At 55.7% G+C, this 12,273-nt stretch carries 7 protein-coding genes and 1 CRISPR repeat array; of the genes, 5 read left to right on the plus strand and 2 right to left on the minus strand.

Features of this window, described 5'->3' with window-relative positions; genetic code table 11:
* The first annotated feature begins 136 nt into the window (after positions 1–136).
* Positions 137–2,240: direct repeats of the CRISPR family, unit length 33 nt; unit sequence GTCGCGCCTCACACGAGGCGCGTGAGTAGAAAT.
* A gap of 3 nt (positions 2,241–2,243) precedes the next feature.
* On the minus strand, positions 2,244–2,705 hold the full coding sequence (locus FYJ65_RS07950; protein ID WP_154554792.1) for a DUF3592 domain-containing protein: 462 nt from the start codon (positions 2,703–2,705) through the stop codon (positions 2,244–2,246).
* Positions 2,706–2,873: 168 nt separating this feature from the next.
* On the opposite strand from FYJ65_RS07950, the gene FYJ65_RS07955 reads away from it, so the two are divergent.
* The gene (locus FYJ65_RS07955) at positions 2,874–3,278 is read left to right on the plus strand and encodes a hypothetical protein (RefSeq protein ID WP_154554793.1); all 405 of its coding nucleotides are present in this window, start codon (positions 2,874–2,876) and stop codon (positions 3,276–3,278) included.
* Between the two features lie 259 nt (positions 3,279–3,537).
* Positions 3,538–4,674: a tetratricopeptide repeat protein gene (locus tag FYJ65_RS07960; RefSeq protein ID WP_154554794.1), complete on the plus strand. Its 1,137-nt coding sequence runs from the start codon at positions 3,538–3,540 to the stop codon at positions 4,672–4,674.
* Positions 4,675–6,569: 1,895 nt separating this feature from the next.
* On the opposite strand, the gene mltG is transcribed toward FYJ65_RS07960, so the two are convergent.
* On the minus strand, positions 6,570–7,595 hold the full coding sequence (gene mltG, locus FYJ65_RS07965; RefSeq protein ID WP_206157372.1) for an endolytic transglycosylase MltG: 1,026 nt from the start codon (positions 7,593–7,595) through the stop codon (positions 6,570–6,572).
* 267 nt (positions 7,596–7,862) lie between these two features.
* Here mltG and FYJ65_RS07970 point away from each other — a divergent pair, with 267 nt between their 5' ends.
* The 3 genes from FYJ65_RS07970 to FYJ65_RS07980 are packed head-to-tail and all read left to right on the plus strand — an operon-like array spanning position 7,863 to position 11,973.
* Positions 7,863–8,321 carry a MarR family winged helix-turn-helix transcriptional regulator gene (locus FYJ65_RS07970; protein WP_154554796.1) on the plus strand — a complete coding sequence of 153 codons (459 nt, stop codon included), beginning with the start codon at positions 7,863–7,865 and terminating at the stop codon, positions 8,319–8,321.
* Positions 8,318–10,054 carry an ABC transporter ATP-binding protein gene (locus FYJ65_RS07975; RefSeq protein ID WP_154554797.1) on the plus strand — a complete coding sequence of 579 codons (1,737 nt, stop codon included), beginning with the start codon at positions 8,318–8,320 and terminating at the stop codon, positions 10,052–10,054. The genes FYJ65_RS07970 and FYJ65_RS07975 overlap by 4 nt, the downstream gene beginning before the upstream one ends.
* Complete coding sequence (locus FYJ65_RS07980) at positions 10,054–11,973, plus strand: ABC transporter ATP-binding protein (RefSeq protein ID WP_154554798.1); 1,920 nt, start codon at positions 10,054–10,056, stop codon at positions 11,971–11,973. Before FYJ65_RS07975 ends, FYJ65_RS07980 begins: the two co-directional genes overlap by 1 nt.
* Positions 11,974–12,273: the final 300 nt, after the last annotated feature.

Below are 12,273 nucleotides of genomic sequence, written 5' to 3' on the forward strand. Positions count from 1 at the left end.
AAGATGCATACATTCATTTTAAGGATTTATATATGTGGTATCCAGTTGCAGGAACAACGGTACCATATCTCAGGAATTGCGGTACCCGTTTACTGGAACAGTGGTGCAATTCTGGCAGGAATCTTCAATAGGGTGAGTCGCGCCTCACACGAGGCGCGTGAGTAGAAATCCAATATATACAATGTATGAGTGGGTGGGGTGGGGTCGCGCCTCACACGAGGCGCGTGAGTAGAAATGTCTTCCAGCGCTTCCAGGCGCTCCGCGATTTCGGTCGCGCCTCACACGAGGCGCGTGAGTAGAAATTGGCATATCGAGGACACGGTGGGTGTGCACTGCGTCGCGCCTCACACGAGGCGCGTGAGTAGAAATTCTAGCGTACTGAATAGCGTTGTCCTCGGTTTCCGTCGCGCCTCACACGAGGCGCGTGAGTAGAAATGGAGACTGCACAGGAGCGACACAGAAAGCAGATAGGTCGCGCCTCACACGAGGCGCGTGAGTAGAAATGATGTCAGATGGTTTCTGATATTTTTCATCTTCGTCGCGCCTCACACGAGGCGCGTGAGTAGAAATTATCTGGTAGCCTATGCCAATGGCTGGGTAACACGTCGCGCCTCACACGAGGCGCGTGAGTAGAAATATCTGCGGCACTGCAGCTGTGCTTGTCATTGAATGTCGCGCCTCACACGAGGCGCGTGAGTAGAAATCAATCTGCGGAAAGCGTATTCTGCCAATGTCTCGTCGCGCCTCACACGAGGCGCGTGAGTAGAAATTACTATGATGGGGATGAGTATGCAAGCGATGGTCGCGCCTCACACGAGGCGCGTGAGTAGAAATTGTTTTAAAGACAGAGCTTTTTTGATTTTATCGTCGCGCCTCACACGAGGCGCGTGAGTAGAAATTGCTTTCTTCCGGATGCGAGAGCTTCCGGACCCGTGTCGCGCCTCACACGAGGCGCGTGAGTAGAAATTGGAATCTCTTCCAACAAATACTCCAGAGCCTCGTCGCGCCTCACACGAGGCGCGTGAGTAGAAATCGTCAAACTTTATTGTTATTCCTTTAACCGTGCCGGCCAGTCGCGCCTCACACGAGGCGCGTGAGTAGAAATTGGAAAGCAGTGGCGGATGCGTTGAACGGAATCGGTCGCGCCTCACACGAGGCGCGTGAGTAGAAATGACCTTATGATTCAGCAGAAGCCGTACCTTGCAGTCGCGCCTCACACGAGGCGCGTGAGTAGAAATGACCAAACACATTAGACTATTCACTACAAATAAGTCGCGCCTCACACGAGGCGCGTGAGTAGAAATATGTGAAGCATTTCAGGGTAGAACAGGGAAGATATGACAGTCGCGCCTCACACGAGGCGCGTGAGTAGAAATTCATGTACGGGTGTTCTTCTTCCATGCGGCGGAGTCGCGCCTCACACGAGGCGCGTGAGTAGAAATCAGGGATTAGAGTACGTCGTTATATTTTTGGATGTCGCGCCTCACACGAGGCGCGTGAGTAGAAATCAGGGATTAGAGTACGTCGTTATATTTTTGGATGTCGCGCCTCACACGAGGCGCGTGAGTAGAAATTTCATATGCTTTCTTCACAAACATATCTTGTCCTCGTCGCGCCTCACACGAGGCGCGTGAGTAGAAATTCATATATGGATGCTCTTCTTCCATTCTCCTAAGTCGCGCCTCACACGAGGCGCGTGAGTAGAAATCACGGAATAGGTTCATCGTTCTTCACTGGTGCTAGTCGCGCCTCACACGAGGCGCGTGAGTAGAAATTGAGTCAAGCACAACATCGCACCCTCTTGCATTGTCGCGCCTCACACGAGGCGCGTGAGTAGAAATATGTTTCGGCGGTTCAATATCCTCTTCATCGTCGTCGCGCCTCACACGAGGCGCGTGAGTAGAAATACCCATCAGGTTGGCAATGCCGACGGCGTCCTGGTCGCGCCTCACACGAGGCGCGTGAGTAGAAATACCGATGCAGAATGTTTTACCAGATATGGGATATGAGTCGCGCCTCACACGAGGCGCGTGAGTAGAAATAGTTAATTGAGGGGTACATCAATAAGCACGAGAGTCGCGCCTCACACGAGGCGCGTGAGTAGAAATCTTCCCAGTCGATGTCTTCCCCGGCAATCTCCGGTCGCGCCTCACACGAGGCGCGTGAGTAGAAATCTGATTGTGGAGCCAGGGTGCAAATGCGTTGAAGTCGCGCCTCACACGAGGCGCGTGAGTAGAAATTTTTTAGTGCATGGTGATGGTGGGACCGAAGAAGACGAAGAGGGCGGCAGCCAGAAAGGTGAGTCCCAGGAGTAGGACGATGGTGTAGAGGACTTTCTGGGGCCGGGCGAACCTTTGGACGTAGGCCATTTTGGGCTTGCGGGGGTTGTAGAATACATCAACTTCGGAGCCGATGGGGTACAGTTCCAGCAGGGGGCTTTCGGTGAGGCCGGCGAGGGAGTTCTGCCGGAGGTTGAGTTTCAGCACGCTGGGGAGGTCCTCCCGGGTGGTCAGGTTCGAGGTGATGTCGGTTTTGGCCCGGTGGAATGGGGACGAAAAGGACTTGGAGACGGTGGCGCTGAATTTTGGGCCGACAACGGTGTAGGTGCGGCCGTTTGCCGTGTATTCCACAACGGGCAGGCTGATGTCGTTGTAGCGAACAGCGAAAGCCAGCGTGTAGAGTCCCCAGAAAATGTTCCAATTCATTTCAATCACAATCCTTTTTTTCGTTGAACAGATGGGCGTGGCATGCTAAAGTGGAGCTAAGCAGCGCGGCCGGTTTTTCTGGGTTGAGTGTACCACAGATTGGGGCCGGGCGGAAGAATTGGAAGGACGAAACTTTTTTTTAGGGAGTGAAGCGGGGAGGAATGAGCGATGCCAACGATGGACAGACGGATTAAAGGGTGCCGAAATGTGCACTGCAGATACAACAAGGAGCGGAAGCATTTGCCGCTGGACTATAACTATTGCCCGATTTGTGGGGAGAAGGTCGGGCTGGTGTGCCGGGAGTGTTTCGCGGAGATCGAGGATCTGGGGAAGACGCATTTTCGGTGCGATGCCTGTGAGGCGAAGAAAGCGAAACGGGCAGAGGAGCAGAGAGAGAAGCTGGTGAAGGCGGGGAAAAAGCTCGCGGCGCCGGCAACGGATGCGGCGGTTGGCGTAATTCAGCAGGTCGCAGTGAAACAGGTGAAGAAGGTGGCACCTGCTGCCGGGCAAGCGATGAAGAAGGTGGTGCCGGTGGCCGGGAAAGCAGTGAAGAAGGCGATTGTGAGGCACTAAAGGAAAAGGTAAGAGGAAGAGATGCACGAAGGGCGGCGGCCTTCGTGCATCTCTTTTCATCTGAACGTCGGCCGGAGGCCCAAAGGGAAGGATTTTGGTCAATGGGCTCGGGGGTGGAGCCGGCGGGTTGTCAGGGGTGCCGGGCTGCGATATACTCGAGCTAAGGATTTGGTATAGAAACCGCAGCACTGCGACGGGGTTTGCCTTGCCGGACGTGGGTGCCGAACGGATTTTGTTTTTTTTAGGAGAGGGGCGTGTGATGAACGATAGATTTAATCGGAAGGGTGCGCAGCCGGTGTGGAAGAGCCATGAGAAGTCGTCGGCGGAGAAGGAAGCGTGGCTGCGGCCTTTTGAGGAGGATGAGAACCTCCGGATGATGGACGAGGAGACGCTGGCGAAGGCGCGGCGGTACACGGAGGAACTGTGCCGGGAGGACAATGTTTTTGCGCTGCGGCTGAAGGGGTACGCGTGCTACGGGGGCAACCGGCTGTACGAGTGCGACTGGACGGCGGCGCGGGACTGCATGCTGCGGCTTCGGGAGCTGGCGGACGACGCGGAGTATGCGAATACGCTAGGGTACATCTATTATTACGGGCGCTGCAACGGGGGCGAGCCGGAGTACGAGAAGGCGTTCCCGCAGTTCAGCTATGCGGCGGCCAACGGGCTGTTCGAGGCAATCTACAAGCTGGGGGACATGTACAGCCACGGGTACGGCTGCCGGAAAAGCGAGGAGACGGCGCAGAACCTGTACCACATGGTGTATAACGAGACCAAGAAAAAATTCCTCCGGGGGTATGATGCGAGTTTTGCGGATGCGGCGCTTCGGCTGGGGAAGGTGTTCGAGTACGGCTTCGGAACGGAGGCGAATCCGGCGGCGGCCTACTGTCTGTACCTGGAGGCAGATTATGCGGCAAAAATCCGGGCGGCCCACTCGGATTTCTTCGGGGATCATTCGGTGGCAAAGCGCACGGGGCAGGCTTTGGAGCGGGTGGCCCGGAAGCTTCCGGCGGAGTTTTTCCGGGATGTCCTGTGGCTGGATACGCCTCGCCCGGTGGTGGATTTCCTGGAGGACGGCTACCGGTGTGAGCTTTCCTTCCAAAAAAAAGAGGACGGCGGGGCGTGGGTGACCGGCACGCGAATCGGGACCCGCACCTGTCCGGATGTGGAATATCGGCTGGCGAATTTTGGCGGACTGGGTGTGGTCATTCGCTGCAGGGAACTGTCCCTGAAAATGGAGGAGCCGGCAGAATATGAAATCTGCGACGGCGGGGACGCCGCTGTGTTTGACTACTACGAGCGGAATACCTACGATGACCAGGATGAGTTCTACCTGGGAGATAAACTGGTGGCCTGGATCAAGTGTCCGGGGTATCGGGTGGACCGGGAGGTTCTGTAGGGGAATAAAATGCTGATGGGAATCGATGTGGAAAGGCCGGAGAGGCGAGGAGATGATTAGAATTGACGACGAACGGGGGGAGATGTGGTGTTCGTCGTCAATTCTTTCCTTTCGGGAATTAGGATGAAGAAGAGAAGCACGAAGGGCGGCACCCCTTCGTGCTATTTCATCTGAACGCGGCCCGAATCCGGCGAGGGCTTCGTAAAGGTGGAGCTTCCGACAGGTGAGAAGCCCGCCGGGCGTGCCCGCGCGATCCGGCGGGCACCTCTAATTCGGGCCGCTTTCCGGGAATTGGTGAAAAGTGATGCAGGAACGCTCCGAAAAGAGGTTCCTGCATCACTTTCTCCGCGGCCGCCGGGTTGATTAGAGTGGAATGCCCGAGGGGGAGCGGAGGTATATGATGCTGGGAAGCAGAAAACCGGGGTTCGGACATCACTTTTTTACTTGAGCGAAATTAAAGTAGAATAAATATAGCACAGAAATGATTGGAGTGATGCATGAGGCGAAAGAAGGGGTGCTCATGCATCAACCTGGAAAATGGAGTTGATGAATGGAGCAGAAAAACAAGGGCTCATGCATCACTTTTTGGATGCGAGGCCGGCGGTCGGCCCAACCGGCGCCAAAGACGTGGTGCTCGATGACGAAGGAACAAGATTTTGCGGGGAGTGAGGCACCACGTCTGGTACGCCGGCAGCGCCTTGGGCCCCAAAGACGTGGTGCTCGACGACGAAAGAACAAGGGATTGCGGGAGGCGGAGCACCACGTCCGGTACGCCGGCAGCGCCTTGGGCGCCAAAGACGTGGTGCTTGACGACGAAAGAACAAGGGATTGCGGGGAGCGGAGCACCACGTCCGGTACGCCGGCGGCGCCTTGGGCCCCAAAGACGTGGTGCTCGACGACGAAAGAACAAGGGATTGCGGGGAGTGAGGCACCACGTCAGGTACGCCGGCGGCGCCTTGGGCCCCAAAGACGTGGTGCTCGACGACGAAAGAACAAGGGATTGCGGGAGGCGGAGCACCACGTCCGGTACGTCGGCGGCGCCTTGGACCTCAAAGACGTGGTGCTTGATGACGAAAGAACAAGGGATTGCGGGAGGCGGAGCACCACGTCCCGCAGACCGGCGGCGCCTTGGGCCCCAAAGACGTGGTGCTCGACGACGAAAGAACAAGGGTTTGCGGGGAGCGGAGCACCACGTCCGGTACGCCGGCGGCGCCTTGGGCCCCAAAGACGTGGTGCTCGACGACGAAGGAACAAGGTTTTGCGGGGAGTGAGGCACCACGTCCCGCAGACCGGCGGCGCCTTGGGCCCCGAAGACGTGGTGCTTGACGACGAAAGAACAAGGGCTTGCGGGAGGCGGAGCACCACGTCCGGTACGTCGGCGGCGCCTTGAGCTCGGAAGACGTGGTGCTTGACGACGAAAGAACAAGGGATTGCGGGGAGTGAGGCACCACGTCCGGTACGCCGGCGGCGCCTTGGACCTCAAAGACGTGGTGCTTGACGACGAAAGAACAGGGGCTTGCGGGAGGCGGAGCACCACGTCCGGTACGTTGGCGGCGCCTTGAGCTCGGAAGACGTGGTGCTTGACGACGAAAGAACAAGGGCTTGCGGGAGGCGGAGCACCACGTCCGGTACGTTGGCGGCGCCTTGAGCTCGGAAGACGTGGTGCTTGACGACGAAAGAACAAGGGCTTGCGGGAGGCGGAGCACCACGTCCGGCACGCCGGGAGCGCCTTGGGCGCCAAAGACGTGGTGCTTGACGACGAAGAAACAAGGTTTTGCGGAGAGTGAAGCACCACGTCCCACGCCGGCAGGGAGCCCCGCCCCGCGCCGGAGGCCCACCAAAAAAGGACCGACGTACAGTCGGTCCTCCTAATTCTTCTAATTCCCCTAATTCCCCTACTTCACCTTCCGGGTTTTCGTGGTCTTCCAGTTGGATTGCAGCTTCTTCTGGATTTTGGCATGTTCCTGCCAGGTCCGGGCGAAGTGCAGCCGGCCCTTGGAATCGGACTGGAAGTAATAATAGCTGTTGTTAGTGGGGGTCAGCACCGCATTGATGGACTCCATGCTCGGGCAGCAAATCGGGCCGTAGGGAAGACCCGGATATTTGTAGGTGTTGTACTTGGAATTGTACTTGGTGTCCGCCAGAGAGATGATGTCCTTTTTGATGCCCTTTGCGTACTCTACGGTGACGCAAGATTCCAGCTTCGGGAACTTGTCCGGGTGGTGGAGGCGGTTCAGGAACACGCCGGCCACGGTTTTCCGGTCTTCGGTGGTAGCGGCTTCGCTCTCCACCATGGAAGCTAAGATAATCACCTGATCCAAAGTGTATTTGCTCTTCTTCACCTTGGCCAGGATTTCCGGCGTGTACACCGTCTGCTGGAAGTGATCCAGCATCGTGTTGATGATGTTGTCCGGGTCCTCGTCCTTTGTAAAGTAGTAGGTATCCGGGAAGAGGTATCCCTCCAGACCGCCGATGCGCTTGGAAGCGGGCACTTTCTTCAGGAATTCGTAGCTAAAAGAATGGGTTTTGCAGGCTTTGAGGAATTCCGATTTCTTACAGACGCCGGCATCCTCCAGGATGGTCCCCATTTCGCGCACCTGAATACCCTCCGGGAAGGTGACACGGATGTCTCCCGCCGGTTTGCTCATGATTTTACAAATCTCGAAAAAACTGCTGCCGCCGGGAATCTTATAAGAGCCGGGGTACCAGTTGCCGTTTCGGCCTTCCACTTCCGCCACAATCCGGAAAAGGAACGGGCTCTGAATCAAGCCTTCCTCCTTCAGCTTGTCGGCCACGATGATGGATCCGTCGCCGGAGGATACGGTGACCTCGCCCCCATCGCGATTCGCAGTGATGCCGGATGTCAGGACGCCGAGCAGCAGAAACAGAGCTGTCAACGCGGCGATTGCTATAATTGTCATTTTTTTTCGTTTACTCATAATAATAAGGATATCACAGCGGTAAAAAAAATAAAAGTTAAACCACAGAGATACTGAGAAAAATTCACAGAATCGTCATTGACTATGGGGTGCGATAGGATTAAAATGTGTAGCGTGCTACATGTAGCACGCTACACATTTTACAATTAGAATTCGTTTTGCCGGAGGCTCAATCCCGGCAGCCGACGGCCCACACAGCAGCCGGAGGCCCGGTCACAGAGTGCCGCCACATGAATAAAGGAGAAAAAAATGAAGGAATGCAAATGCAATCGGAACGAAATCGGCATGCTGATCAAGCAGATTTCCTTCCAGATGCGAACCCATGCGGACATGGACCTGCGGAAGTGCGACCTCACCTGGTCTCAAGCCCACCTGCTTCGGCACCTGGCCAAGACCGAAGGACAGATGTCCCAGAAGCAGATTGAGAAAGAATTGGAGATTTCCCATCCCACGGTGGTGGGGTTGGTGCAGCGGCTGGAAACAAAGGGTTTTGTGGAAAGCTTTACCGACGAGAAGGATCGGCGGATTAAGATGGTACTCCTGACGGAACGGGCGTACGAGCACCAGCATTTTATGGAGACGCGGTTCCGAGAGAAAGAGAAATTGATGACCCGGGGGATGAGTGAGGCAGAAGTGCAGGAGCTGATTCGGCTCCTGCGAAAGCTCCACACCAACCTGGAGAACGATAAGGAGGATAACGATATATGATCAAAAAGTTAATGCAAAGCATCCGGGACTACAAGCGGCCGGCCATTGAGACGCCGGTGTTTGTGGGAATCGAGGTGCTGTTTGAATGTGCTTTGCCGTTCGTGATGGCCCAGCTCATCAACCACATGACCGGAGAATCCATGGATCCGATTGTGAAATACGGAAGCATCCTGTTGGTGATGGCCATGCTGTCCCTGCTTTTCGGCGTTTTGGCAGCGAGAAAAGCCGCTACAGCCGGCGCGGGATTCGCGAAGAACCTGAGACACGATATTTTCTATGCGATTCAGGACTTCTCTTTCGCAGATGTGGACCGATTCTCCTCTTCATCGCTGGTAACTCGGCTCACCACCGACGTCACCAACGTGCAGAACGCCTTTCAGATGATGATTCGAATTGCGGTACGGACTCCGCTGATGATGGTGTTCTCTCTGGCAATGAGTTTCTCCATCAATCCGAGAATGGCGCTGCTGTTCTTCTGTGTGATGCCGGTCATCGCCATCGCGCTGATCTGGATGATACGCACCGCCATGCCGATTTTCCGACGGATTTTCAAGAAATACGATGCCCTGAACAACTCCGTGCAGGAGAACATCGCCGGCATCCGAGTGGTAAAATCCTTCGTCCGGGAGGAGTACGAGCGGGAGAAATTCTACCGGGCATCCGATGAAGTGAGAAAGGATTTCACCCATGTAGAGCGTATCCTGGCCCTGAACAGCCCGGTGATGAGCTTCTGCATGTCCGCCTCCATGCTGCTCATCAGCTTCTTCGGTGCAAAAACCATCGTGAACAGCCACGGAACCAGCCTGAACACCGGAGACCTGTCCGCCCTGATTTCCTACGGCGTGCAGCTGCTCATGTCCATCATGATGCTGTCCATGGTGTTCGTCATGCTCACCATGGCACAGGAATCCGCGCGAAGAATCACGGAAGTGCTGAACTACGAGAACACCTTGCACTCCCCGGAAAACCCGGTGATGGAAGTGGCCGACGGAAGCGTGGACTTCAACCATGTTTCTTTTAAGTACAATGAAAAAAGCAAGCGGAATGCCCTGACGGATATCGACCTCCATATCGAATCCGGCGAGACCGTGGGCATCATCGGGGGAACCGGTTCCTCCAAAAGCTCCCTGGTGCAGCTGATTCCGAGACTCTATGACGTGACGGAGGGCTCCGTGGAAGTGGGCGGCATCGACGTGCGGAACTACGATGTGGACACCCTGCGGGACGCGGTGGCTGTGGTGCTTCAGAAGAACGTGCTGTTCTCCGGCACCATCAAAGACAACATGCGCTGGGGCAACAAGAACGCCACGGACGAGGAAATTGTGGAAGCTTGCAAGCTGGCTCAGGCGGACGAGTTCGTCTCCAAATTCCCGGACGGCTACGACACCTACATCGAGCAGGGCGGAACCAACGTGTCCGGCGGCCAGAAGCAGCGTCTGTGCATCGCCCGGGCGCTCCTGAAAAATCCAAAGGTGCTGATCCTGGACGACTCCACCTCCGCGGTGGACACCAAGACCGACGCCCTCATCCGTCAGGCTTTCATGGATAAGATTCCGAATACCACAAAAATAATTATCGCTCAGCGAATTTCGTCCGTTCAGGACGCGGATCAGATTCTGGTGATGGACGGCGGCCGCGTGGTAGAACAGGGAAATCACGAGAGCCTCATCGCTAAGAACGGAATTTACCGGGAAATCTATGATTCCCAGACCAAAGGAAAGGAGGAAGAATAATGCCGAGACCAAGAAGAGGACAACCCGTTGGCGAAATTCGCCCGGGAACGATGAAACGTTTTATCAAATACCTGACCGACCATTATAAAGGCCGGCTGCTGGTGGTGCTGGTGTGCATTATTTTATCCGCCATCTCCATGTCCTTCTCCAACGTATTCCTGCAGCAGCTGATCGATCAAGTCATCCTGCCGGGAATGAAGGTGGGCATGGAGTCGGTACAGGCCAAATTCCTCCGCATCATCGGAACCATGGGCGTGTTCTACCTGGTGGGCATGGCCACTTCCGCCATCTACACCCAAATTATGGCGGGAGTCACCCAGGGAACCCTGAAAAACCTGCGGGATGAGATGTTCGACGCCATGGAGAAGCTGCCGATTAAGTACTTCGACACCCACGCCCACGGCGATATCATGAGTACCTACACCAACGACGTGGATGCCATTCGGCAGATGATCGGCCAGAGCACGCCGACCTTGATTCAGACCGGCCTGTCCGTACTCACCATCGTGTTCATGATGCTCCGGTACAGTCTGTGGCTGACGCTGGTTGTTTTTGCCGTAATTCTCCTGATGTTCCGGGTGACGAAAAAGCTGGGGAAGGAGAGTTCGGTGTACATGATGCGCCAGCAGAAATCTCTGGCCAAGGAAGAGGGCTTTATCGAGGAAATGATGAAGGGCCAGAAGGTGGTGAAGGTGTTCACCCACGAGGAAGAGAGCAAGAAGGAATTCGACGTGCTGAACGAGCAGCTTTTCCAAGACAGCGCCCGGGCCAATGCGGCCGGCAACGTGCTGATGCCGATTCTGGGAAATATCGGGAACATCCTGTACGTGCTGCTGGCGCTGGTGGGCGGACTGCTGGTGGTCTTTGGGGCGACCAACGTGAGCCTGCGGGGATTCCGGCCCATTACCATCGGTATTATCGTGTCCTTCCTGGGCATGTCCCGCCAGCTGTCTCAGACCATCGGTCAGATGTCGGCCCAGGTGCCGATGATTTCCATGGCTTTAGCCGGTGCGGGCCGGGTGTTCCGGCTCATCGATGAAAAGCCGGAGAAAGATGAGGGTTACGTGCACCTGGTGAACGTGGTAAAAAAAGAGGACGGAAGCTTCAAGGAGACCGACCGGAATACGGAGATGTGGGCCTGGAAACGCATGACTCCGGGTTACGCGGAACCCCAGTACATAGAAGTAAAAGGCGACGTGCGCCTGCAAGATGTGGACTTCGGATACACTCCGGAGAAACAGGTGCTCCACGACGTAAGCCTGTTCGCGAAACCGGGTCAGAAAATTGCTTTTGTAGGTGCTACGGGTGCGGGCAAAACCACCATCACCAATCTGATCAACCGGTTCTACGACATCGCGGACGGCAAAATCCGTTACGACGGAATCAACATCAACCACATCTGCAAACCGGATCTTCGCCGTTCCCTGGGCATCGTGCTCCAGGACGTGAACCTGTTCACCGGAACGGTGATGGACAATATCCGATACGGACGGCTGGATGCCACCGATGAGGAGTGCATGGAAGCGGCCCGCTTGGCCAATGCGGATGATTTCATCACCCGCCTGCCGGAGGGATACAACACCATGCTCACCGGCAACGGCGCCCAGCTCTCCCAGGGCCAGCGCCAGCTGATTTCCATCGCCCGGGCGGCGGTGGCGGATCCGCCGGTGATGATCCTGGACGAGGCCACCAGCTCCATCGATACCCGAACAGAGGCTTTGGTGCAGAAGGGCATGGACAACCTGATGAAGGGCCGGACCGTGTTCGTCATCGCCCATCGTCTGTCCACGGTCCGGAACTCCGACGCCATCATGGTGCTGGATCAGGGCCGGATTATCGAGCGGGGGGATCACGACGAGCTTATCGCCCAGAAGGGCACCTACTACCAGCTGTACACCGGTGCCTTTGAGTTGGAATAGTTAACCAATATTCGACGCGAATTGAAAAGTGATGCACGGAAGGCCTCACCGGCCTTCGTGCATCACTTTTTATCATTTTTGAAAAGAAGAGAATTGGCTGAATTGACGACGAACGACTTAGATTCTTCCTTTCGTCGTCAATTCTAATTACATTCTCATGCAAATGACTCTAATCTGCATTCAGATTACAAAAAATTGACGACAGCCCCTTGGGTGGGGACAGTCTGTCGTCAATCTAATATTTTCCCCACGCTACTATTTCTAATCCTTTTTCTGACCAGGAACAAAAACCCTTCTTCC

Source organism: Mogibacterium kristiansenii, assembly GCF_009695905.1.
GTDB lineage: Bacteria > Bacillota > Clostridia > Peptostreptococcales > Anaerovoracaceae > Mogibacterium_A > Mogibacterium_A kristiansenii.

Excerpts from the sequence above, each read along its gene's own strand:
- FYJ65_RS07950 (WP_154554792.1), bottom strand. The coding sequence starts at position 2,705 with ATGAATTGGAACATTTTCTGGGGACTCTACACGCTGGCTTTCGCTGTT.
- FYJ65_RS07955 (WP_154554793.1), top strand. The coding sequence starts at position 2,874 with ATGCCAACGATGGACAGACGGATTAAAGGGTGCCGAAATGTGCACTGC.
- FYJ65_RS07960 (WP_154554794.1), top strand. The coding sequence starts at position 3,538 with ATGAACGATAGATTTAATCGGAAGGGTGCGCAGCCGGTGTGGAAGAGC.
- mltG (WP_206157372.1), bottom strand. The coding sequence starts at position 7,595 with ATGACAATTATAGCAATCGCCGCGTTGACAGCTCTGTTTCTGCTGCTC.
- FYJ65_RS07970 (WP_154554796.1), top strand. The coding sequence starts at position 7,863 with ATGAAGGAATGCAAATGCAATCGGAACGAAATCGGCATGCTGATCAAG.
- FYJ65_RS07975 (WP_154554797.1), top strand. The coding sequence starts at position 8,318 with ATGATCAAAAAGTTAATGCAAAGCATCCGGGACTACAAGCGGCCGGCC.
- FYJ65_RS07980 (WP_154554798.1), top strand. The coding sequence starts at position 10,054 with ATGCCGAGACCAAGAAGAGGACAACCCGTTGGCGAAATTCGCCCGGGA.